We start from the raw sequence: 22,764 nt of genomic DNA, 5'->3' as shown, positions 1-22,764 counted from the left end.
GGGTCGGGTGGGAGGGAACGACGATGTTCGACATGGTCGCCACCGTACGCGTTCCCCGGGGCCGGACGGTCCGCCCGTTCGCCCGTAGGCTGAGCGGGTCCCAATCGGAGGTTCGATGCATACCTGGCCCGGCAACCCCTACCCACTCGGCGCGACCTACGACGGCAGCGGAACCAATTTCGCGATCTTCAGCGAGTCCGCCTCGCGCGTGGTCCTCTGTCTCATCGACGACGCGGGGGTCGAGACGCAGGTCGATCTGACCGAGGTCGACGCCTACGTCTGGCACGGCTATCTGCCGACGGTCCAGCCGGGCCAGCGCTACGGCTACCGCGTGCACGGCGAGTACGACCCCGCGTCGGGCGTCCGGGCCAACCCGAACAAGCTGCTGCTCGACCCGTACGCGAAGGCGACCTGCGGCGAGATCGACTGGGACGAGGCACTGTTCGCCTACGACTTCGGCGACCCCGAGTCGCGGAACGATAAGGACAGCGGCCCGCACATGATGCTGGGCGTCGTCATCAACCCCTTCTTCGACTGGCAGGGCGACCGCCCGCCGCGCTACAGCTACGACGAGACCGTCATCTACGAGGCGCACGTCAAGGGGCTCACCGAGACGCACCCCGACATCCCCGAGGACGAGCGCGGCACGTACGCCGGCGTGGCGCACCCGGCGATCATCGACCACCTCAAGAAGCTCGGCGTCACGGCGCTCGAGCTGATGCCCGTGCACCAGTTCGTTCAGGACAACACCCTGCTCGAGAAGGGCCTCAGCAACTACTGGGGCTACAACACGATCGGCTTCTTCGCCCCGCACGCCGCGTACTCCGCCACAGGCGACATCGGTCAGCAGGTGCAGGAGTTCAAGACCATGGTGCGCGTGCTGCACCAGGCCGGCATCGAGGTCATCATCGACGTGGTCTACAACCACACGGCCGAGGGCAACCACCTGGGGCCGACCCTGTCGTTCAAGGGCATCGACAACGCCGCGTACTACCGGCTGATGGACGACGACAAGACCTACTACATGGACTACACGGGCACCGGCAACAGCCTGAACGTCCGCCACCCGCACTCCCTGCAGCTGATCATGGACAGCCTGCGCTACTGGGTCACCGAGATGCACGTCGACGGATTCCGCTTCGACCTCGCCGCGTCTCTGGCCCGCGAGTTCTACGAGGTGGACCGTCTGTCGACCTTCTTCGAGCTCGTGCAGCAGGATCCGATCGTCTCGCAGGTCAAGCTCATCGCCGAGCCGTGGGACGTCGGCCCCGGCGGATATCAGGTGGGGAACTTCCCGCCGCAGTGGACCGAATGGAACGGCAAGTACCGCGACACGGTGCGCGACTTCTGGCGAGGCGAGCCCTCGACCCTCGGCGAGTTCGCCAGCCGCATCACCGGTTCGGCCGACCTCTACGAACGCGACGGGCGTCGCCCGGTGGCGAGCATCAACTTCGTCACCGCGCACGACGGCTACACGATGCGCGACCTGGTCAGCTACAACGAGAAGCACAACGACGCCAACGGCGAGGACGGCAACGACGGCGAGAGCCACAACCGGTCGTGGAACTCGGGCGTCGAGGGCGAGACCGACGACGGCGAGATCCGCGCCCTGCGCGAGCAGCGTCAGCGCAGCTTCCTGGCGACGCTGCTGCTCAGCCAGGGCGTGCCGATGCTGCTGCACGGCGACGAGCTCGGACGCACCCAGCGCGGCAACAACAACACCTACGCGCAGGACAACGAGATCAGCTGGATCGACTGGCGGAACGCCGACCGCGACCTCATCGAGTTCGTCGCCGAGGTCATCAAGCTGCGCCACGACCACCCGACGTTCCGCCGCCAGCGGTACTTCAACGGTCGCCCGGTCACCCGCGGCGAGGGCGAGCCGCTGCCCGACATCGTCTGGCTGACGACCGAGGGCGACGCCATGCAGGAGGGCGAGTGGAACGAGTCCTACGCGAAGGCGATCGGCATGTTCCTGAACGGCGACGGCATCCGGGGGCGCGACGCCCGCGGCGGCCGCATCACCGACGTCAACTTCGTCCTGTACTTCAACGCGAGCGCCGACACGGTCACGTTCGTGCTGCCGCCCGACGAGTACGCCCAGGGCTGGGAGGTCGTGGTCGACAGCACGGTCACCGCACCGCCGCCGCCGGTCGGCGCCGCCCCGCGGACCCCGACGGCCACCCGGGCCGCCACCACCGCACAACCCCCCTCGATACCGCAGGCCGCCACGGCTCTGCGGGCGGGTGACCGGCTCCCCGTGGTGGGCCGCTCGCTCGTCGTCCTCCGAGCCACGGCCGAGGAAGAACAGTGACCCGAAACGACTCGACCCGACACCCCCGTTCGACGTACCGCCTCCAGATCCGCGCCTCCTTCGATCTGTTCGCCGCGGCCGACGTCGTGCCCTACCTCCGCGACCTCGGGGCCGACTGGGTCTACCTCTCGCCCGTGCTCGAGGCCGAGCCGGGCAGCGACCACGGCTACGACGTCGTTGACCACAGCCGGGTGGACCCCGCGCGAGGCGGCGAGGTCGGGCTGCACACGCTCTCGGACCGCGCGCACGTGCACGGTCTCGGCGTGCTGGTCGACATCGTGCCGAACCACGTGGGCGTGGCGACGCCGAAGGCGAGCGTCTGGTGGTGGGACCTCCTGACCCACGGCCGCCGCTCGCGGTACGCCGACGCCTTCGACATCGACTGGGCGGCCGGCGGCGACAAGGTGCTGCTGCCCGTGCTCGGCGAGCCCGCAGCGGCCGACGGCTCGATCGAGGGCCTCAGCGTCGTGGGCGACGAGCTGCACTACTACGACAACGTGTATCCGGTCGCGCCCGGCACACGCGGCGACGACGACGACGCGGCGACCGTGCATGCGCGGCAGAGCTACGAGCTCGTCCACTGGAAGCGCGCCGACTCCGACCTCAACTACCGCCGGTTCTTCGCGGTGAACACGCTCGCCGGCATCCGGGTCGAGGAGGGCTGGGTCTTCGACGAGTCGCACGCCGAGATCGGCCGATGGTTCCGCGACGGCCTCGTCGACGGCCTCCGGGTCGATCACCCCGACGGACTGGCCGACCCCAAGGGCTACCTCGATCGGCTCGCCGCCCTCACCGGGCGCGCCCACGTCCTGGTCGAGAAGATCCTCGAAGGCGACGAGCGCCTCCCGGAGGACTGGGCGACGGCCGGCACCACCGGCTACGACACCCTCGCCGACCTCGACCGGCTGTTCGTCGACCCGAGCGGCGCCGCGGCCCTCGACGGTCTCGACTCGCGCCTCCGCCGCTCCCTGTCACCCGACGCCGACGAGCAGGCCGCCGGAGCCGACGAGTCGACCGGCGACGAGGCCGTCGACTGGCACGAGATGATCCTCGGCACCAAACGCGGCATCGCCGACGGGATCCTCGGAAGCGAGATCAACCGGCTGGCGCGCCTGATCGCGGGCGGCGGCGAGATCGACCCCGAGGTCGTCGACGCCCTCGCCGAGCTGGCTGCCGCGTTCCCGGTCTATCGCAGCTATCTTCCGCAGGGCGCCGTGCAGCTGGCCGAGGCCGGCGCCGTCGCCACGAGGCACCGCCCCGAGCTCGCCGAGGCGATCGAGCGCGTCCTCGTCGTGCTGCGCGACGAGTCGCACCCCGCCTCCGTGCGGTTCCAGCAGACCAGCGGCATGGTCATGGCCAAGGGCGTCGAGGACACGGCCTTCTACCGGTACAGCCGTCTGGCGACCCTGACCGAGGTCGGCGCCGACCCGAGCGAGTTCTCGCTCTCCCCCGAGTCGTTCCACGCGCGTCAGCAGGCCCGGCTCGCCGAGCGCCCGTTCGGCATGACGACACTCTCGACCCACGACACGAAGCGGAGCGCCGACGTGCGCGCCCGCGTCTCGGTGCTGTCCGAGGTCGCCCACGAATGGGCCGCGACCCTCGAGCGCCTCCGCGACCTGGCCCCCATGGGCGACGGGCCGTTCGAGAACATCCTCTGGCAGACCGTGGTCGGCTCGTGGCCGGCGTCGCGCGAGCGACTGCACGCCTACGCCGAGAAGGCGTCCCGCGAAGCGGGTTCGTCGACCACGTGGACCGACCGCACCGACGAGGCCGAGGCCTTCGAAGAGCGGATGCACGCGGCCGTCGACGCCGTCTTCGACGACGACGAGGTGCGGCACGAGGTGGAGCGCATCGTCGACGTCCTGCGCGCGCCCGGGTACAGCAACTCGCTCGGGGTGACGCTCATGCAGCTCACCGGGCCGGGCAGCCCCGACGTCTACCAGGGCGGCGAGCTGTGGGACTTCTCGCTCGTCGACCCCGACAACCGTCGAGAGGTCGACTTCGACCTGCGTCGTCTCTACCTCGAGGCGATCCGCTCGGGCGCGACTCCCCCGGTCGACGACACGGGTGCCGCGAAGCTGCTGGTCACCCATCGAGCCCTCACCGCCCGTCGCGACCGCCCTGACCTGTTCACCCGCTACGCCGGGCTGCCGGTGTTCGGCGAGCAGGCGGCGTCCGCCGTGGCCGTCGACCGCGGGGGCGCGATCGCTATCGCCACGCGCCTCCCCGTCTCGCTCGAGCAGGCCGGGGGCTGGGACGACACGGTCGTCCTGACCGCGGGAGGCGCCTATCGCGACGTCCTCACGGGTCGCCGTCACGAAGGCGGCCGCCTCCGCCTGGCCGAGGTGCTCGACGTGTACCCCGTCGCCCTGCTGATCCCCGCAGAGGACTGACCCGGTCGGGCCGCGGCATCCCGCGCCCGACTACCGTCAACCCGTGCGAGCGGCCACGACCTGCCGCCCACCTCCCGAGGTGGGCGGCAGGTCGTGGCCGTCCGACACCGACCGACCACCGAACGACGAACCCGAGGAGACCGATGAGCGTCTACGACGTCTGGGCCCCGAAAGCGACCACCGTGCGGCTGCACCTCGACGGAGAGCTCCTGCCGATGACCGCCGAGCCCGAGACCGGCTGGTGGCGCGCCTCCGCCGATCTCGACCGCGGCCCCGGTCACCGGTACGGCTTCGTGCTCGACGACGGGGACACCCCCCTGCCCGACCCCCGGTCGCTTCGGCAGCCCGACGGCGTGCACGGTCTCAGCGAGACGTACGACCCGGCCGCCTTCGCCTGGAGCGACGACGACTGGACGGGTCGGCAGCTGGCCGGCTCGGTGATCTACGAGCTGCACATCGGCACGTTCACCCCCGAGGGCACCCTCGACTCGGCGATCGCGAAGCTGCCGTACCTCGTCGAGCTCGGCGTCGACCTCGTCGAGCTGCTGCCCGTCAACGGCGTCAACGGTCGCTGGAACTGGGGCTACGACGGCGTCGACTGGTTCACGGTCACCGACAACTACGGCGGTCCCGAGGCGTACCAGCGCTTCGTCGACGCGGCCCACGCGGCCGGGCTCGGCGTCATCCAGGACGTCGTGTACAACCACCTCGGCCCGTCGGGCAACTACCTGCCGCTGTTCGGCCCCTACCTGTCGGGCAAGCACGCCAACACGTGGGGCGACAACGTCAACCTCGACGACGACGGCGCCCACGAGGTGCGCGAGTTCATCCTCGACAACACGGCCCTGTGGCTGCACGACTACCACGTCGACGGGCTGCGCCTCGACGCCGTGCACGCCCTGAAGGACGACAGCGAGGTGCACCTGCTGCAGGAGCTCGCGGAGCGCACGGCCGCCCTCAGCGCGCACCTGCGCCGCCCGCTCTCGCTGATCGCCGAGAGCGATCTGAACGACCCGACCCTCATCACCCCGCGTGACGGCGGCGGCTTCGGTCCCGAGCACCGCCAGGGCTACGGTCTCGACGCTCAGTGGAGCGACGACTTCCACCACGCCGTGCACGTCGCGCTGACGGGCGAGACGACCGGCTACTACGCCGACTTCGAGCCCCTGGGCGCGCTCGCGAAGGTGCTGACCAAGGGGTTCTTCCACGACGGCACCTGGTCGTCGTTCCGCGAGGCCGACCACGGCCGGCCCGTGGACACCGAGCACATGCCCACCTGGCGGCTGGTCGTCGCGAATCAGAACCACGATCAGATCGGCAACCGCGCCATCGGCGATCGGCTCGCCGCCACGCTCGACGACGGTCAGCTGATCATCGCCGCGACGCTGACGCTCGCCGGCCCGTACACGCCGATGCTCTTCATGGGCGAGGAGTGGGCGGCGTCGACCCCGTGGCAGTTCTTCACCTCCCACCCCGAGCACGACCTGGGCGAGGCCACGGCCGAGGGCCGCATCGCCGAGTTCGCCAAGATGGGCTGGGACGAATCGTCGGTGCCCGACCCGCAGGAGCCCTCGACCTTCGAGGACTCCCGCCTGGACTGGTCCGAGCTCGAGTCGGGTCGCCACGCCGTGCTGCTCGGCGCCTACCGCCGCCTCGGCGCCCTGCGGCGCACCGAGCCCGACCTGACCGACCCGCGCTTCGCGTCCGTCTCGGTCGACTTCGACGCCGACGCGCGCTGGCTCGTGCTGACCCGCGGCGAGCTCCGCATCGCGATCAACTTCGCCGACGAGGAGGCGCGGGTCGCCGTGCCGAGCAGCACGATCCTCTTCGCCAGCGACGCGTCGATCGAGCCCGGGTCGAGCCTCCTGCTGCCGGCGCACTCGGTGGCGATCGTCCGCTGAGGCGCGGCGCACGGAGCGGGTGCCCGGGGCCACCGCCCCGGGCATCCGCTCCGTGCGGCCTCCGGCTAGCGGACCCCGACGCGCTGGGCGGGTCCGACCCGGTGGGACGTCGCTCGCACGCTCGGCAGGCGGCGGTGCCGCACGATCAGCTCGACGAGCGCGCGCGTCCGTCGTCGGAGACCCCACAGGGTCACCTTCGTGAGCGACTCGCGCACGATCGAGCCGCTCATCTTCGATGATCCGTGGACGCGCTCGGTGAACGTGATGGGGGTCTCGACGACGCGCAGGCCCGCCTGGAGCGCCCGCCAGAGCAGGTCGACCTGGAAGCAGTAGCCGCGCGACTCGACCCGCTCGAGGTCGATCCGCCGGAGGGCCGACGAGCGGAACACGCGGTAGCCGCCGGTGGTGTCGGCGACCCGGATGCCGAGGGCGCCGCGGGTGTACCAGCTGCCCCCTCGGCTGAGCAGCTCCCGCCGCATCGGCCAGTTCTCGACCCGGCCGCCCGGCACCCATCGCGAGCCGAGGACGAGATCGTTCTCGCCCAGCAGCGCGATCATGCCGGGCAGGTACTCGGGGTGATGCGAGCCGTCGGCGTCCATCTCGACGAGGGCCTCGTACCCGCGCTCGAGACCCCAGGCGAAGCCGGCGAGGTACGCGGCGCCGAGTCCGGCCTTCTCGGTGCGGTGCAGCACGTGGACGCGCGGGTCGCGCGCCGCATAGGCGTCGGCGAGGTCCCCGGTCCCGTCGGGCGAGCCGTCGTCGACGACCAGCACGTCGACGGCCGCGCCGGAGTCCAGGGTGCGTCCGACGATCCAGTCGAGGTTGTCCTTCTCGTCGTACGTGGGGATGATCACGAGCGTGTCGTTCATGGTGGGTTCCTCTCCCGTTCGGGTCGGGTTGGGGTCGCGGGTTCGCGGGTCGTGCGGGTCGTGCGGGTCGTGCGGGTCAGGAGACCAGGTCGGCGAAGACGATGAGGTTGTCCTCGTAGTGCCCGGTCGACGAGTCGAAGCGCCCGTCGCAGGTGATGAGACGCAGCGTCGGCGTCGGCGTGCTGCCGTAGACGTCGGAGGTCGGGAAGTTCGCCTTCGGGGCCGTCTCGCTGCCGGTCACCCGGAACGTGTGGACGTCGCCCGTCGAGAGGGTCACGAGCACCTCGTCGCCGGCCGTCAGCTCGGGCAGGTCGATGAAGACCGCGGGGCCCGTGGACGAGTCCACATGTCCGGCGATGATGGCGGGGCCCACTCCCCCGGGCACCACGCCGTCCTCGTACCAGCCGGCCGACATCCACTCCTCGGGGGCGTCCAGCTCGCCGGCGGCTCCGAGACCGAGGTCCTCGAGCCCCGAGTCGACGCCGATCGAGGGGATCCGCACCCGCACGGGCACGGCGCCCGCAGGAGGCGCGGTGTACGTCTGCGCCGCCGGGTCCTGGAAACCGTCGGTCGAGACGGACGGGGGCGACGCGACCCGCGCCTCCTGCGTGACCGAGGTCGTCGGAGGGGCCCCGTCGGGCCGGGCCGCGACGGCGGCGACGGTCGCACCGCCCAGCACGAGGACGGCGGCGACCGCGACGACGGGTCTCGCGTGCGCGCGGAGCCAGGTGGCGGGTGTCATGAGTCGCTCTCCAGGGGCGAGCACGCGCCGATCGACGTGCCGTCGAGCTGCAGGGCGGCGAGAGCCGCCCAGGCCGTGCCGTAGTAGGTGGGCGTCGACGTCGCGATCTCGTCGGCGCGGCGGAGGTCGTCGGCGGCCGCGCTGTGGTCGCCGGCCGCGGCTTCGGCGGCGGCACGCGCGGCGTAGGCGAGCGGGCTGCGGTCCTCGCCCGTCGACTGCCCGCCGAGGTCGAGCTGCATGGGCAGCTCGTCGTAGCGCTGCAGCACGGGCGCCAGTCGCGCGGCGAGGGCGACGTCGGCGGGGTCGCACGACTCGGCGTAGCGCAGCGGCAGGCGGGCGGCGTCGTAGCTGTAGCGGACGGAGCCGCTCGAGCCGTCGGCGCTCGGCAGCGGGACCACCGAGCCGTCGGCGGAGACCTGAGCCCAATCGCTCGGCAGGGCGGTCGAATCGAGTATGGCCGTGGTCACGGCCCGCGATCCGGCGGCCAGCTCGTCCCATCGGGGATCGCCGCTGGCGTCGCCGAGCTCCTGGAACGTCGCGGGCGACGCGTACGAGGGGTTGTACGACCAGGGGGCGTCGCCCTGGGCCCAGAGACCCGGCAGGAGGATGCGCCCGACGTCGGTCGACGCGGTCATCGTGTCGAGCACGACCTCGCCGAGCTCGACGCCCGCCGCCGTCAGGTCGGGGCGGTCGAACGCGTCGCCGGCGAGCACGAGGGCCCGGGCGGCGTCGACGTCGGCGTCGCTCGCCGGGCCGTCGTCGACGACCGCGCCGTCGGCCCACTGCCACGACAGGAGTCCGTCGTCGCGCACGAGGTTGTCGGTGGTCCACCCCCAGATGGAGTCGAAGGCGCTCTCGTCGTCGACGCCGACCGCGACGAGCAGCCCGTACGCCTGACCCTCGCTGACGGTGTCCCCGCCCTGATCGCGGCGGACGACCCGGCCGTCGGAGTCGACCCAGTCGTCGAGGAACGCCTCGCCGATCTGGTCGGGCGTCCTCTCGGGTGCCGAGGTGGGGGTGATGCCGGGGTCGCTGGTCGCGCCCGTCCGTCCGCCCGCCTCGTCCGACGATCCGCCGAACGGGCCGACGACGAATGAGGCGATCCCGGCCGTGACGGCCACTGCCACCACGACCGCCGCTGCGAGCAGCAGTCTCGTCTTCTTCGTCATGTCGTTCCTCACTGTGCTGTCATCGTCGTGCCGGTCGAGGAGGCGCGGTGCCCGGCGGCGCCGAGCCGCGCCTCCTCGTCCGTCGGTTCGCTCCGCCGCGGCGTCAGCCGATGCGGAGGAATCCGAGCACGGACGCCCAGAAGCCGCCCCGTGTCTCACCGGGGGCCTCGTCGGAGGCGTGCTCGGCCAGGTAGCCGCCACCGGTCTGCACTCCGCCCTGCGGGGTCTCGGCCGTCGACGCGCTGTCGACGACGGGCACGACGGTCAGGCCGCCGCTGGAGTTGTCGAGCACGAACAGGGTGTTGACGCTGCCGGCCGCGAGGTCGACGTCGGCCGATCCCTCGACGTCGTCGCCCGTGAGGTCGAGCGTCCAGGGGCCCGCGTCGACGCTCGCGTACCCGGTGGCGCTGCCGAAGGGCGCGTCGGCGGCGATGGTCGTGCCGGTGGTCGTGGCGACGTCGACCGTGTCGGTGACGTTGGCCGCCTGCACGAGGCGCAGCTTCGCCTCGCCGGGAGCCGGTGCGGTGAGGTCGTCGGTGAGGACCTCGGTCCGCAGATCGTCGTTGGGGCCGTAGGCGAGGGCCGTGAGGGGCTGACCGCTCTCGACCGTGACGTTGGTGCTGATCATCGGCTCGGCGTCGTCGGCCGGTGCGTCGGCCGCGGTCATCGAGACGACGTAGGTGCCGGTCGGCAGGGCCTCGTAGGGGCTGACCTGCCCGTACGTGACGTCGTCGAGGTCCATGACCACCTGGCCGCCCTTGAGCGAGGTGAGGGTGACGTCGACGGACTTGGTGTCGGGCGACAGGTGACCGACCCTGACCCAGCCGTCGCCGTCGGCGGCCTGGGCCGGCGAGGCGCCGACGACCGCGGCGGCGACGGCGGCCGTCGTGGCGACGCCGAGGGCCAGCACCGTGGTGAGACGGCGGACGGCGGGACGGGTGCGGGTGGTGCTGATGGCGTGTGCCATAAGGTGGTTCCTTTCCGGTGGGTGTCCGGCTCGTGAGGGCCGGCGGTGCCGAGGAGGTGCGGCGCGCGTCGTCGGGTCGGCGCGCGTCATCGGGTCGATCAGCCGAGCAGACCGCTCGGCGGGAGGGCGGACCAGGTGGCCACGAGCCGGTCGCCCGAGACGGCGGCGGAGGCCGGCGCGTAGGTGTCGCCGAGTCCGCCGACCACGGTCGCCAGATCGTCGGCAGAGCGACCGTCGGTCGGCGCGATCTCGAGCTGACGGAAGAGCCCCTCGGACTCCCCCGGCAGGGCCTCGGGGTCGCCGACGCTGATGCTGCCCGTCGCCGCGAGCTGACCGAGGACGATCATGGCCCGCGGGTCGACGCGACCGTCCGCGAGGGCCTGCCGGAAGACGTCGGAGACCTCGAGCGAGGGGTTCTGGGCCAGCTCGCGGCCGATCTGCGACCGTGCGGCGGCGTCCGCCCCGGCGTCGGTGGAGGCCTGCGCAGCCCCTCCCGGGTCGATGCGGCGCACGTCGACCTCCTGGTCGCCGGTGCCGAACGAGGCGACGACGGTGGAGTTGTCGAGGGCCTGGCGGATGCCCTCGGACGAGCCGCCCGAGGTGCGGACCGACTCGGTGGTGACGATGAAGTCGCTGTCGCGCCACCCGTTCGGCGACTGGGCCTGGACGGCGCCGTCGGTGTCGAGCTTGTAGAACCAGATGACGTTGTCCCGTGCGAAGCCGTCGTCGACCAGGTCGACCCACATCGCGTCGTCCACGAGCAGTCGGCTGTCCTTCGGCACGTTGTCCGAGATCCATCCCTGCGCGTCGCGCATGGGGGCGTCGAGGTCCGAGAGGAAGAACCCGCGGAGCTGGGACGTCCAGAGCGGCACGATGGCGACGGCGGCCACCGCGGTCACGGCCATCCAGACGACGGCGCCGGAGCGGCCGGCCGCCGTGCCGAGTCGGCTCTCGCGCCGGGCGCGGAGCGAGCGCACGGCCGAGTCCGTGACGGCCGCGATGAGCAGCGCCGCGAACGGGAGCAGCATGATCACGTAGGGGACGGGCAGGTAGCCGCCCGGGCGGAACATGAACGCGATGAGGAAGACCATCATCACGGCGATCGGCCGGACCCTCGTCAGGAAGACGCCGACGACCGAGGCGGCCGCGCCCAGCACGATGACGACCATGTCGAGCTGCCACCACTGCGACACGGTGGCGAAGAAGAGGCTGCCGGTGTCGAGGATCGAACCGCTCGACTCGCGGGTGCCGAGCTGGAACGTGATCCCCTCGAGCAGGCTGACGCGCCCGGCGCCGGGCAGCAGCTCGCCCTTGACGCCGGCGAGCGCGATGTACGAGAGGCCGATCAGCACGAGCAGAGCCGAGGCGATCGACAGGGTGTACCGACGCGTCGAGCGGTCGGCTCCCCGGAACATCGTCCAGGCGAGGAACGGCAGGGCCAGCAGGTACGTCTCCTTCGAGAGGACGGCGATGCCGAACGAGGCCGAGGCCGCCGCGTAGCCGGCCAGCTGGTGACGCCGGCTGAGGGCGAACAGGAAGGCGGCGAGGAGCCACGGGGTCGCGACGTTGTCGAGGTACACGGTGCGGTGGAACTGCACGGCGAGGGGCGAGACGGCGAACACGAGGGCCGCGATCGACGCGGCCGCGCGGCTCAGCCCGATCCTGCGGGCCAGCGCCCAGAGCAGGGCGACGGCGACGACGGTGAAGAAGACCATGGCCTCGCGGCCCGCCAGGACGGCGATGCTGTAGCGCGAGAAGGCGCCGGTCAGGGCCGTGTACGCCGAGATCTGCAGCCAGCCGACGGGCGGGTGGTCGTACCAGTAGGTGTAATGGGCGAGCTCGCCGAGGTTCTGCACGGCCCAGGCCTGGGCGACGTAGGTGCCCTCGTCGTCGATCCGCTGCGGCGAGCCGGCCATGTTGAGGCTCTGCACGACGGCGGCCACGGCGAGGACGGGCAGGAGCCAGAGCAGGGAAGCGCCGTGGCGTCGGAGCCACGACACCCGGGGAGCGCGGTCCGGTTCGGCCGCACGGGTGGGCCGGACCGGCGCGTCGGGAGCGACGGCGGGTCGGTCGAGGATGCTGGTCATCGGTCACCACCTCCGGTGAGGGCCAGGTCGTCGGTCGATCGGTCGGCCACGACGGTCGTCGGGGCCGGGGCGGCGTGCCCGAGCGGGGCGGGCACGGAGGCGGGACGGTGGGCACCCGTGTGCTCGGTCTTCTCCCACGCGTTCATCTTCCGGACCTGTCGCCAGACGGACCGGACGGCGGCCAGGGCGAGGAAGATCTGGTACGGCAGCAGACCCCAGACGAGTCGGAAGTAGTCACGCGCCCGGACCTTCTGGCCGTAGGTGCGGCCGAACTCGCGGAGCCCGGTGAACTCGACGGCCAGCAGCACGAGGGTCGGCGCGAGGGGGATGAACGAGACCAGGGCGATCGCGGTCGGCACCTTGACCGTGAGGATCAGCGCGATCGAGATCGGGATCATGAGCCCGGTCGCGGCCTGGATGAACGGCATGGTCAGCAGGTAGCGGGCCATGAGGCGCTGACGCAGTCGCGGCAGCTTCTTCCACTCGCCCTTGCCGTAGACCTGCATGAAGCCCTGGTTCCACCGCGTGCGCTGCTTGAGCAGCGAGACGAACGTGCCGGGGGTCTCCTCCCGGGTGACGACCTCGGGGCTGTAGGCCACGACGACCTTGGCGCCGGCGCTCGAGAGGCGGACGCCCAGCTCGCAGTCCTCGGCGAGGCACTCGGCATCCCAGCCCTGGGACCAGTCGAGCCACTCCTTGCGGACGAAGACCGTGTTGCCCCCGAGCGGGATGAACTTCTCCTTGGCGTGGAAGTGCAGTCGCGACCGGAACCAGAAGTAGTACTCGAGCACGTTCCGCAGGCTCCACCAGCTGCTCTGGAAGTTCATCAGCTGCACGCCGCCCTGCACCACGTCGGCGTCGGTCTCGCTGAATCGCGAGTCGACGAGCGTCAGGAGGCGCGGGTGGACCTCGTCCTCGGCGTCGAACACTCCGACGATCTCGCCCTTCGACGACTGCAGCGCCAGATTCAGCGCCTTGGGCTTGTTCTTGGGCACGCTCGAGTCGACGATCACGCGGATGAGCTCGGGGTGCCGGGCCGCGGCCTCGCGGGCGACGCGCTCGGTGCCGGGGTCGTCGTGGCCGACGATCGCGATGATCTCGAAGTCGGGGTGGTCCTGCAGGGCGAGGCGGTCGAGGGTCTGACCCATGACCTCCTCCTCGTGACGCCCCGGCACGAGCAGCGTGAACGAGTGCGCCGCGTCCAGGGGATCGTCGCTGAACTGGCTCCCCTCGAGGTTGTCCTTCGACCGCCAGGCGTGGAGCATCCACCACAGGGTCGACACGGCGACCGCCGTGAGCAGCAGCGAGATGACCACCAGCGACGAGTAGCCGATCCATTCGAGCGCGGACCAGTCGGGCAGCTGGAAGCCGGCGAGTCCGTCGCCGGCCGTCCCCGCGCCTCCTCGGTTGGGGACGAACGTCTCGGGTGATGCGGGCGCCTCGGGGGTGAGCAGCGGGGCGGGCTCACCGGCGGCCAGCAGGGTGGCGTGCTGCGTCGGGGCAGTCGACACGGGTCACTCTCCTGTCAAGAGGGTCGGGTTGATCGTGGGTGTCGTGGAGCAGAACGATGCTCAGCAGGTCGCGCGATCGGGTCGGCGCTCGGGCGGCTGTCGTCGGCGCCCTCGTCCGGGGATTCTCACCTCGGGGATGGCACCGGTTCGGGGGGTGCGGGCGGATCGGTTTGGTCGGGTCCGGGCGTTGTCCGGTGATTGCCAGGTTCCCGTCATCTCCCGTTAACGTCCCCCGGTCGGGGGCCAGCCCGTCGGCCGCCCGACGCGCGTAGTTTGGCGGCATGGACTTCAGATACCTGGGAAACAGCGGCCTCAAGATCTCCGAGATCACCTACGGGAACTGGCTCACGCACGCCTCGCAGGTCGAGAACGACGTGGCGACGCAGTGCGTCCGCGCGGCGCTCGACGCCGGCATCTCGACCTTCGACACGGCCGACGCCTATGCGAACACGGCGGCGGAGCAGGTGCTCGGCGACGCCCTGAAGGGCGAGCGTCGCGAGTCGCTCGAGATCTTCACGAAGGTGTACTGGCCGACCGGCCCCCGCGGTCACAACGACGTGGGCCTCAGCCGCAAGCACATCCTCGAGTCGATCGACGGCTCGCTCCGCCGTCTCGGGACCGACTACGTCGACCTCTATCAGGCGCACCGCTACGACGCCGACACCCCCCTCGAAGAGACCATGCAGGCCTTCGCCGACGTGGTCCGCCAGGGCAAGGCGCTGTACATCGGCGTCAGCGAGTGGAACGCCGACCAGATCCGCGCCGGTCACGAGCTCGCCGTCAAGCACGGCGTGCAGCTGATCTCGAACCAGCCGCAGTACTCCATGCTGTGGCGGGTCATCGAGCAGGAGGTCGTCCCGACGAGCAAGCAGCACGGGCTCGGCCAGATCGTCTGGTCGCCCGTCGCGCAGGGCGTCCTGACCGGCAAGTACAAGCCGGGCGCCGAGCTGCCCGCCGGCAGCCGGGCGACCGACGACAAGGGAGGCGCGAGCTCGATCCAGAGGTTCCTCACCGACGAGGTGCTCACCGGGGTCGCGAAGCTCGAGCCGATCGCGGCCGACCTCGGACTCTCCATGGCCCAGCTCGCCATCGCCTGGGTGCTGCAGAACGACAACGTCTCGTCGGCCATCATCGGGGCATCACGACCCGAGCAGGTCGCGGACAACGTCAAGGCCGCCGGCGTCACCCTGCCCGCCGAGGTCATGACCGCCATCGACGAGGCGCTCGGCGACCTGGCCGAGACCGATCCGTCGAAGACCGTCTCGCCCGACCAGCGCCCCGCCTGAGACCCGGCGCGGAGAAACCCGGCGTCACGGGAATTCGTCAGGGGTGGATGCACTTGCATATACTCGTACCGACCTTCGGTGACACGTCACCGAAACCCCAGACGTCATCGCACCACCGGACATCGTCACATCAGTCACCCAGACCAACAGGAGAACACCATGGCAATCACCACCGAGCAGATCCCCGCCGGCACCTGGAACCTCGACCCCACGCACAGCGAGGTCTCGTTCAGCGTCCGTCACCTCGCGATCAGCAAGGTCAAGGGCAGCTTCGAGTCGTTCGACGCGACCCTCGTCACCGCTGAGGACCACACGGCCAGCAAGGTCACCGCGTCGATCGACGTCGCGTCGGTCAACACGAACCAGAAGGACCGCGACGGTCACCTGCAGACCGGCGACTTCTTCCTCGCCGAAGAGCACCCCAAGATGACCTTCGTGTCGACCAGCATCGAAGAGCAGGGCGACGACGCGTTCCTCGTCCACGGCGACCTGACCCTCCGTGGCGTCACCAAGCCCGTCACCCTGAAGAGCGAGTTCGGCGGCCTCGTCGTCGACGGCTACGGCCAGACCAAGCTCGGCTTCTCGGCGACGACCAAGATCGACCGCACCGCCTTCGGCGTCACCTGGAACGCCGCGCTCGAGGCCGGCGGCTTCACCCTCGGCAACGACGTCACCGTCACGCTCGAGATCCAGTTCGTCCTCCCCGCGTAACCAGCGGCACCTCGAAGGGCCCGCCGCTCACCTCGAGCGCGGGCCCTTCGTCGCGCCCGCCGCAGTACCCTCGGGAACAACGCGGTACCTGCCGCGGTTGGGCCCGGCAGTCAGCCCCGCACCACCCGAGAGGACTCCCATGACCGTCGACTGGATCACCCTGCAGAAGACCGCCCACGACGAGTTCGCCCGGCGGGTCGAGGCCGTGGCCGACTGGGACGCCCCCACTCCGGACACCGACTGGAGGGTGCGCGACCTCGTGCGCCACGTCACGCGCGAGCAGCAGTGGGTGCCCCTCCTGCTCGAGGGCGGCGATCCGGCCGAGGCCGAGAACTCGATCGAGCCGCTCGGCGACGACCTCGTCGAGGCCTGGCACCGCTGGTCGACCGCCGCGACGGCGGCCTGGCGCGAAGCCGACCCGCACGCCGAGGTGCGTCTCAGCGCCGACGTCGTCCCCGTCCACGAGTACCTCGCGGAGCAGGTCGCCGACGTCACCATCCACACCTGGGATCTCGCGCGCGCCGTCGGTGCCGACGAAGAGCTCGACGACGCCCTGGTCGAAGCCGTCTGGGGCGTCTTCGAGCCCCAGAAGGACGCCCTCGAGGCGTCCGGGCTCTTCGCCTCGCCCGTCCCCGTCGGCGACGACGCCCCGCTGCGGATCCGGCTGCTCGCCCTGACCGGGCGCGACGCCCGCTGAGCCGTCGCGGCGACCCGCGCCCGACCCCGGGGGCCGACCCGCGCCTCCCGGGTGTTCATCACCCGACCCTGGCAAGCTCGGCGGCATGACCGATCCGATCGACCGCCCCTGGCTGCACAGCTACGCCCCCGACGTCCCCGCCGACATCGAGCCCGTCACCGGCAGCCTCGTCGACCTCATCGACGACGCCGTCGCCACGCACCGCGGCCGGCCCGCCCTCGAGTTCTTCGGTCGCGAGACCTCGTACCGCGATCTGGGCGATCAGATCTCCCGGGCGGCCGAGGGGCTCAGGAGGCTCGGTGTGCGTCGCGGAGACCGCGTCGCCCTGATCGTGCCCAACAGTCCGCAGCACGTGGTCGCGTTCTACGCCGTGCTGCGCCTCGGCGCGGTCGTCGTCGAGCACAACCCGCTCTACACCGACCGCGAGCTGCGTCACCTCTTCGAGGACCACGGCGCAACGATCGCCGTCGCGTGGGACAAGCTCGTCGACCGCCTGAGGGCGCTGCCGTCCGACCTGGGGCTCGCCACGGTCGTCTCGGTCGACGTCACGAAGGGCATGCCGCTCGCCACCCGTCTCGCCCTCACCCTGCCGATCCCCGCCGCCCGGAAGTCGCGGAGCGCGCTGACCGACGGCGCGACCGGCGACGCCACGTTCGACGACCTGCTGTCGAACCGCCCGATCAAGAGGAAGCACCCTCGGCCCGACGTCGACGACGTCGCCCTGCTGCAGTACACCAGCGGGACGACGGGCTCGCCGAAGGGCGCCATCCTCACGCACCGCAACCTCCGCAGCAACGCCGAGCAGGGGCGCGCCTGGGTGCCCGGGCTCGTCGAGGGGGCCGAGACCGTCTACGGCGTGCTGCCGTTCTTCCACGCCTACGGGCTGACGCTCTGCCTCACCTTCGCGATGAGCCTCGGGGCCCGGCTCGTGCTGTTCCCGAAGTTCGACGTGGACCTCGTGCTCAAGGCGGCCAGGAAGCACCCGCCGACCTTCCTGCCGGCGGTGCCGCCGATCTACCAGCGTCTCGCCGACGGCGCCCGCGAGAAGGGCGTCGACCTGTCGTCGGCCCGCTTCGCGATCTCGGGCGCGATGAACCTGCCGAACCCGGTCGTCACCGCCTGGGAGGGCGTGACGGGCGGCATGCTCGTCGAGGGGTTCGGGCTGACCGAGACCTCCCCCGTCGCGCTCGGCAACCCGATCGGCCCGACCCGCCGCGTCGGCACGGTCGGCGTGCCCTTCCCGTCGACGGAGGCGATCGTCGTCGATCGGGACTCCCCCGATCCGACCCGCCCCGTGCCTCCCGGGGCTGCTGGTGAGCTGCTGCTGCGCGGTCCGCAGGTGTTCCGCGGGTACTGGAACCGCCCCGACGAGACGGCTGAGGCGTTCCTCGAGGGCGGGTGGTTCCGCACCGGGGACATCGTCAGCATGAGCGCCGACGGGTACGTCACCATCGTCGACCGCATCAAGGAGCTCATCGTGACGGGCGGCTTCAACGTGGCGCCGTCCGAGGTCGAGGAGGCCGTGCTCGGCGCCGACGGCATCGCCGAGGCCGCCGTGGTCGGGGTGCCGCGCGCCGAGGGCGGCGAGGACGTCGTGGCGGCGGTCGTGCTCGAGCCGGGTGCGACCCTCGACGAGGCCGCCGTGCGGGATCACTGCCGCGGGCGTCTGGCCGCCTACAAGGTGCCCCGGCGCGTCGTCGTCGTCGACGAGCTGCCGAAGTCGCTCATCGGCAAGGTGCTGCGTCGCCAGGTGCGCGACGCCCTCATCGCGGCCCGCTAGAGGGGTCGAGCCGGTACGACTAGAGCCAGCGGGCCCGGTCGAACGGCCAGAACACGACGAAGGCCCGGCCGACGACGTTCTCTTCGGGGACGAAGCCGGCGTAGGGGCCGCTCTGGTGCGCCCGCGAGTCGGCGGAGTCCTCGCGGTTGTCGCCGAGGACCCACAGCGCCCCCTCGGGCACGGTGACGTCGAAGGGCGTCAGCGAGGCCGGATCGCCGTCGGGCACGGTGATGTACGGCTCGTCGATCGGCTCGCCGTTGACGAGGACGCGCCCCTCGGCGTCGCAGCACGAGACGGTGTCGCCGGGCAGACCGATGACGCGCTTGACGAGGTCCTGCCCGGGCGCCCCCGGCAGCCATCCGCCCGGGTCCTCGAAGACGACGATGTCGCCGTGGTGCAGCGGCATCACGCTGGAGGCGAGCACGTTGACGACGAGCCGGTCTCCGATCATCAGCGTGTTCTCCATCGACGCGGACGGGATGTAGAACGAGCGCACGAGGTAGGTGCGGACGCCCCACGACACGAGCAGGGCGATCAGCACGATCACGATCAGGTCGCGCACGAGGCGGAACGGCCGGTGGCGGCGAGGAGGCGCGGTGTCGGTCACGACGTCATCCTCTCAGGCCGTCGCTGACGGTCAGATCGACGACCACCCGAGTCGTTCGAGTCGGGCGAGCGCGTGCTTCTCGGCGACCGGGCGCGGTCCGAGGACGGCTCCGATCCCGTTCAGCATGACCTGCGCGGGGCCGGCGGCCGGCAGGGCGACCGGCCCGATGTGCGGGGGCCTGAGGTCGAGCAGGTCCCGGAACCGCGGCTGCAGAGTGCTGACCGCTCCGGTGAACAGCAGCGGGTAGCCGGCCCTGAGCACGGGGAACAGCGGCGGGTGCTTGATGAAGCGCACGACGTCGTCGGTGCGGGCCGTCCGCTCGAGGATCCCCCGGCGGTCGAAGTCCATCAGCTGCCGCTGCATCTCGGCGGCGCTGCGCGGCGGGTTCGGCACGCCCATCAGCTCGCCCGCGACGGCCCATTCGCGCACGTAGGCGTCCGGCCCACCGGGGATGGGAGCCTTCCCCCACTGCTGGTACGCGGCGAGGAAGGAGTCCGCGAAGGCCATGTGCACCCAGCTGAGCAGCTCGGGATCGTTGGCGGCGTAGTCGTGGGTGACGCCGTGGCGGTCGTCGTACTGCCCGACGACCTTCGTGTGCAGCCGCGAGACCCAGTTCGAGGCCTGGGTCGCGGCCTCCTGGCTGCCGTAGGTCACGGTGTAGATCCAGCGGATCGTCCCGGCCAGTCGCCCCAGCGGGTCCTCTCGGAACCGCGAGTGGTCGTGCACACCGGCGAGCGCCCCGGGGTGCAGCGCCTGCACGAGCAGCGCGCGCACCCCCGCGGCGATGGTCGACATGGCGCCGTGAACGGCCCAGACGGCGGAGCCGGGCAGGAAGAACCCCTCGTCGTCGCCCTTCTCCAGGTCGGTGATCCACTGCGGCGTGCCTGTGTACTGCCCGTTGAAGGTGTACTGCAGACGGGAGCGGAGCGGTTCGGTCAGAGCGGGCATGCCTCGATCATGCGCCTCGCGACCTGGGCGCGCCGTGCCGACGGACGCCGCGCCTCCTGACGGTCCCGAGAGACGCAGGAGGCGCGGCGCGCGTCGGCGACGGTGGGTCAGCCCCCGTGCGCCTCGACCGAGACGGACTGCCACTCGTTCCACGTCGCGAGGCGCGACTCGTAGTCCTTCGTGGCGATCTCGAGCGGGGCCTTTCCGAAGAAGATCCGGAGGGGCGGCTGCTCGGCGTCGACGACCTTGAGGATCGCGGCACGCGTGGCCTCCGGGTCGCCGGGGTCGGCGGCCGAGGGCCGCTTCGAGGCGGCCTCCCGCACGCTCGCGTACTCGTCGAGCTCGTCGCTGCGTGACGCGGAGGGGCCCGACCAGTCGGTGCTGAACCCTCCGGGCTCGACCAGGGTGACGCTGATGCCGAAGCCCGCCACCTCCTGCGCGAGCGACTGGCTGATGCCCTCGAGCGCCCACTTCGACGCGTGGTAGATGCCGACCGTCGGGAACGCGCTGATGCCGCCGATGCTCGAGACCTGCACGATGTGACCCGAGCCCTGCTCGCGCATGATGGGCAGAGCCGCCTGCGTCACCCAGAGGGCCCCGAACAGGTTCGTCTCGAGCTGCCCCCTGGCCTCGCTCTCGCTGATCTCCTCGACCATGCCGAAGTGCCCGTAGCCGGCGTTGTTGACCACGACGTCGAGGCGGCCGAACGTCTCGGCGGCCTCCTGCACGGCCGCGAAGTCGGCGGCGCGGTCGGTGACGTCGAGCTGCAACGGCAGGAAGGCGTCTCCGTGCTGCTCGACGAGACCGGCGACGTCGTCGAGGTTCCGTGCGGTGCCGGCCACGCGATCGCCTCGTTCGAGTGCGGCCTCGGCCCACTCGCGGCCGAAGCCCTTGGATGCTCCGGTGATGAACCAGACCTTGCTCACGGTGTTCCTCTCGTCGGGTGATGGTGTCTCCGATCCAACGCCCGCATGTCTGGACGGCGTCCGAACGCGCCCGCCCCGACCGACGCTGCACGGAGCGCACGATCGAACGGCCTCGTTCGCCCTAGAGTGAGGGGGTGACCATCGAGACCCCGCGTCCCTGGCTTGACTCCTACGCCCCCGGCGTCCCGCACGAGATCGAGCCCGTCACGGGCTCTCTCCTCGACCTGGTGGACGGCAGCGCGAAGCGCTACCCGAAGGCGGTGGCGCTCGAGTACTTCGGGGCCACGACCTCGTACACCGAGCTCGTCGAGCAGATCGCCCGGGCGGCCGAGGGACTGCGGAAGCTCGGCGTGGGCCACGGCGACACCGTGGCCCTCGTGCTGCCGAACGGCCCGCAGCACGTCGTCGCGTTCTACGCCGTCCTGCGTCTCGGCGCCGTGGTCGTCGAGCACAACCCGCTCTACACGCCCCGCGAGCTGCGTCACCAGTTCGAGGACCACGGCGCCAAGATCGCCATCGCCTGGAACAAGGTCGTCGACACGATCCAGGCGTTCCCCGACGACGTCGCCGTCGACCACGTGGTGTCCGTCGACGTGACGAAGGCCATGCCCTTCGGCACGCGACTCGCCCTCCGTCTGCCGATCGCCAAGGCGCGAGAGTCCCGCGAGCGCCTCTTCACGCCGGTCCGCGACACGACCCCGTGGGAGGACGTCGTCGGCTCGCGCCCGATCCGCTCCAAGCACCCCCGCCCCGAGACCGACGACCTCGCGGTCATCCAGTACACGAGCGGCACCACCGGCACGCCGAAGGGCGCGCAGCTGACGCACCGCAACCTGCTCTCGAACGCGGCGCAGTCGCGGGCCTGGGTGCCGACCATCGAGCAGGGCGCCTGCACCGTCTACGCCGTCCTGCCGATGTTCCACGCCTACGGTCTGACCCTCTGCCTCACCTTCGCGATGAGCATGGGGGCGCGCCTCGTGCTGTTCCCCGCCTTCGACCCGGCGCTCGTGCTCAAGGTCATGAAGAAGCGACCGCCGACCTTCCTGCCGGCCGTCCCGCCGATCTACACGCGCCTCCGCAAGGCGGCCGACGACGCCAGCGTCTCGCTCCGCGGCGTCGAGGTCGCGATCTCGGGCGCCATGCCCCTCTCGGCCGAGGTCGTCGAGCCGTGGGAGGCCGAGAGCGGCGGCTGGCTCGTCGAGGGCTACGGCCTCTCGGAGTGCTCCCCCGTGCTGATGGCCAATCCCGTCGGGCCCACCCGCCGCGCCGGGACGGTCGGACTGCCGCTGCCCAGCACCGAGGTGCGCGTCGTCGACCCCGACCAGCCGACGGTCGACGTCGCCGCCGGCGAGTCGGGCGAGCTGATCGTGCGCGGCCCCCAGGTGTTCACCGGCTACTACCGCAAGCCGCAGGCGACGAGCGAGGTGTTCGTCGACGGCGACTGGTTCCGCACGGGCGACATCGTGACGCTCGACGACGACGGCTTCGTCCGGGTCGTCGACCGCATCAAGGAGCTCATCATCACCGGCGGCTTCAATGTGTCGCCCTCCGAGGTGGAGGAGGTGCTGACGCGCTTCGACGGCGTCGTCGACGCCGCCGTCGTGGGGATGCCCAGCCCCGGGGGCGAGCAGGTCGCCGCGGCGATCGTCGTCGCACCGGGCGCGCAGGTCGACGTCGCCGAGCTCCGCGCCTTCGCCCGCAAGCACCTCACGCCCTACAAGGTTCCCCGTCGCATCGTCGTCGTCGACGCCCTGCCGACGTCGCTCATCGGCAAGGTCCTGCGCCGCAAGGTGCGGGACGAGCTGCTCGGGCACTGACCGACGCGAGCCGCCCCGCGGCGGGGCCCCGCGCATCGG

17 protein-coding genes are annotated in these 22,764 nt (G+C 71.4%); 8 read left to right on the top strand and 9 right to left on the bottom strand.

What is annotated here, in order from left to right; genetic code table 11:
- The first annotated feature begins 115 nt into the window (after positions 1 to 115).
- The 3 genes from glgX (at position 116) to treZ (ending at position 6,608) form a co-directional block, all read left to right on the top strand.
- Positions 116 to 2,314, top strand: coding sequence for a glycogen debranching protein GlgX (glgX, locus tag ASF17_RS01770; RefSeq protein WP_082474968.1), 2,199 nt, complete (start codon positions 116 to 118; stop codon positions 2,312 to 2,314).
- Entirely contained in the window at positions 2,311 to 4,707 is a 2,397-nt protein-coding gene (gene treY, locus ASF17_RS01765; protein ID WP_055794633.1) for a malto-oligosyltrehalose synthase, read from the top strand. The genes glgX and treY overlap by 4 nt, the downstream gene beginning before the upstream one ends.
- Positions 4,708 to 4,850: 143 nt before the next feature.
- Complete coding sequence (gene treZ / locus ASF17_RS01760; RefSeq protein WP_055794632.1) at positions 4,851 to 6,608, top strand: malto-oligosyltrehalose trehalohydrolase; 1,758 nt, start codon at positions 4,851 to 4,853, stop codon at positions 6,606 to 6,608.
- A 65-nt stretch (positions 6,609 to 6,673) separates the two neighbouring features.
- Here treZ and ASF17_RS01755 read toward each other — a convergent pair whose 3' ends face one another.
- From ASF17_RS01755 to ASF17_RS01730, 6 genes are all read right to left on the bottom strand, one after another.
- The gene (locus ASF17_RS01755; RefSeq protein ID WP_055794629.1) at positions 6,674 to 7,477 is read right to left on the bottom strand and encodes a polyprenol monophosphomannose synthase; all 804 of its coding nucleotides are present in this window, start codon (positions 7,475 to 7,477) and stop codon (positions 6,674 to 6,676) included.
- A 76-nt stretch (positions 7,478 to 7,553) separates the two neighbouring features.
- Positions 7,554 to 8,219, bottom strand: coding sequence for a class F sortase (locus ASF17_RS01750; protein ID WP_055794627.1), 666 nt, complete (start codon positions 8,217 to 8,219; stop codon positions 7,554 to 7,556).
- On the bottom strand, positions 8,216 to 9,388 hold the full coding sequence (locus tag ASF17_RS01745; protein WP_055794625.1) for a glycosyl hydrolase family 8: 1,173 nt from the start codon (positions 9,386 to 9,388) through the stop codon (positions 8,216 to 8,218). Before ASF17_RS01745 ends, ASF17_RS01750 begins: the two co-directional genes overlap by 4 nt.
- Before the next feature lie 103 nt (positions 9,389 to 9,491).
- On the bottom strand, positions 9,492 to 10,355 hold the full coding sequence (locus ASF17_RS01740; protein ID WP_055794624.1) for a DUF4397 domain-containing protein: 864 nt from the start codon (positions 10,353 to 10,355) through the stop codon (positions 9,492 to 9,494).
- 98 nt (positions 10,356 to 10,453) lie between these two features.
- Positions 10,454 to 12,442 carry a glycosyltransferase family 39 protein gene (locus ASF17_RS01735; RefSeq protein ID WP_055794621.1) on the bottom strand — a complete coding sequence of 663 codons (1,989 nt, stop codon included), beginning with the start codon at positions 12,440 to 12,442 and terminating at the stop codon, positions 10,454 to 10,456.
- Positions 12,439 to 13,953 carry a glycosyltransferase gene (locus ASF17_RS01730; protein WP_235476302.1) on the bottom strand — a complete coding sequence of 505 codons (1,515 nt, stop codon included), beginning with the start codon at positions 13,951 to 13,953 and terminating at the stop codon, positions 12,439 to 12,441. Before ASF17_RS01730 ends, ASF17_RS01735 begins: the two co-directional genes overlap by 4 nt.
- A gap of 281 nt (positions 13,954 to 14,234) precedes the next feature.
- Here ASF17_RS01730 and ASF17_RS01725 point away from each other — a divergent pair, with 281 nt between their 5' ends.
- The 4 genes from ASF17_RS01725 (at position 14,235) to ASF17_RS01710 (ending at position 18,427) form a co-directional block, all read left to right on the top strand.
- A complete protein-coding gene (locus ASF17_RS01725) occupies positions 14,235 to 15,239 on the top strand; it encodes an aldo/keto reductase family protein (RefSeq protein WP_055794619.1) in 1,005 nt (334 codons plus the stop codon).
- A 159-nt stretch (positions 15,240 to 15,398) separates the two neighbouring features.
- Positions 15,399 to 15,950 carry a YceI family protein gene (locus ASF17_RS01720; RefSeq protein ID WP_055794617.1) on the top strand — a complete coding sequence of 184 codons (552 nt, stop codon included), beginning with the start codon at positions 15,399 to 15,401 and terminating at the stop codon, positions 15,948 to 15,950.
- Positions 15,951 to 16,089: 139 nt separating this feature from the next.
- Positions 16,090 to 16,647, top strand: a complete 558-nt coding sequence (locus ASF17_RS01715) for a TIGR03086 family metal-binding protein (protein WP_055794615.1) — start codon at positions 16,090 to 16,092, stop codon at positions 16,645 to 16,647.
- An 85-nt stretch (positions 16,648 to 16,732) separates the two neighbouring features.
- A complete protein-coding gene (locus ASF17_RS01710; RefSeq protein ID WP_055794614.1) occupies positions 16,733 to 18,427 on the top strand; it encodes a long-chain-fatty-acid--CoA ligase in 1,695 nt (564 codons plus the stop codon).
- Positions 18,428 to 18,446: 19 nt separating this feature from the next.
- Here the strand turns inward: ASF17_RS01710 and lepB are convergent, their stop codons facing one another.
- From lepB to ASF17_RS01695, 3 genes are all read right to left on the bottom strand, one after another.
- Positions 18,447 to 19,034: a signal peptidase I gene (gene lepB, locus ASF17_RS01705; protein ID WP_055794612.1), complete on the bottom strand. Its 588-nt coding sequence runs from the start codon at positions 19,032 to 19,034 to the stop codon at positions 18,447 to 18,449.
- 30 nt (positions 19,035 to 19,064) lie between these two features.
- Positions 19,065 to 19,982 carry an oxygenase MpaB family protein gene (locus ASF17_RS01700; RefSeq protein WP_055794609.1) on the bottom strand — a complete coding sequence of 306 codons (918 nt, stop codon included), beginning with the start codon at positions 19,980 to 19,982 and terminating at the stop codon, positions 19,065 to 19,067.
- 107 nt (positions 19,983 to 20,089) lie between these two features.
- Positions 20,090 to 20,908 (bottom strand): SDR family oxidoreductase, encoded by an 819-nt coding sequence (locus ASF17_RS01695; protein ID WP_055794608.1) that lies wholly within the window; start codon positions 20,906 to 20,908, stop codon positions 20,090 to 20,092.
- A 134-nt stretch (positions 20,909 to 21,042) separates the two neighbouring features.
- Here ASF17_RS01695 and ASF17_RS01690 point away from each other — a divergent pair, with 134 nt between their 5' ends.
- The gene (locus tag ASF17_RS01690; protein WP_055794606.1) at positions 21,043 to 22,725 is read left to right on the top strand and encodes a long-chain-fatty-acid--CoA ligase; all 1,683 of its coding nucleotides are present in this window, start codon (positions 21,043 to 21,045) and stop codon (positions 22,723 to 22,725) included.
- The last annotated feature ends 39 nt before the right edge of the window (positions 22,726 to 22,764 follow it).

This window comes from Frigoribacterium sp. Leaf263, from assembly GCF_001422285.1.
In the GTDB taxonomy this organism is placed as follows: Bacteria; Actinomycetota; Actinomycetes; order Actinomycetales; family Microbacteriaceae; genus Frigoribacterium.
This window is presented reverse-complemented; position numbering and strand designations above follow the sequence as displayed.

Excerpts from the sequence above, each read along its gene's own strand:
- ASF17_RS01735 (WP_055794621.1), bottom strand. The coding sequence starts at position 12,442 with ATGACCAGCATCCTCGACCGACCCGCCGTCGCTCCCGACGCGCCGGTC.
- treZ (WP_055794632.1), top strand. The coding sequence starts at position 4,851 with ATGAGCGTCTACGACGTCTGGGCCCCGAAAGCGACCACCGTGCGGCTG.
- ASF17_RS01755 (WP_055794629.1), bottom strand. The coding sequence starts at position 7,477 with ATGAACGACACGCTCGTGATCATCCCCACGTACGACGAGAAGGACAAC.
- ASF17_RS01715 (WP_055794615.1), top strand. The coding sequence starts at position 16,090 with ATGACCGTCGACTGGATCACCCTGCAGAAGACCGCCCACGACGAGTTC.
- ASF17_RS01710 (WP_055794614.1), top strand. The coding sequence starts at position 16,733 with ATGACCGATCCGATCGACCGCCCCTGGCTGCACAGCTACGCCCCCGAC.
- ASF17_RS01750 (WP_055794627.1), bottom strand. The coding sequence starts at position 8,219 with ATGACACCCGCCACCTGGCTCCGCGCGCACGCGAGACCCGTCGTCGCG.
- ASF17_RS01745 (WP_055794625.1), bottom strand. The coding sequence starts at position 9,388 with ATGACGAAGAAGACGAGACTGCTGCTCGCAGCGGCGGTCGTGGTGGCA.
- ASF17_RS01740 (WP_055794624.1), bottom strand. The coding sequence starts at position 10,355 with ATGGCACACGCCATCAGCACCACCCGCACCCGTCCCGCCGTCCGCCGT.
- ASF17_RS01720 (WP_055794617.1), top strand. The coding sequence starts at position 15,399 with ATGGCAATCACCACCGAGCAGATCCCCGCCGGCACCTGGAACCTCGAC.
- ASF17_RS01700 (WP_055794609.1), bottom strand. The coding sequence starts at position 19,982 with ATGCCCGCTCTGACCGAACCGCTCCGCTCCCGTCTGCAGTACACCTTC.
- glgX (WP_082474968.1), top strand. The coding sequence starts at position 116 with ATGCATACCTGGCCCGGCAACCCCTACCCACTCGGCGCGACCTACGAC.
- ASF17_RS01725 (WP_055794619.1), top strand. The coding sequence starts at position 14,235 with ATGGACTTCAGATACCTGGGAAACAGCGGCCTCAAGATCTCCGAGATC.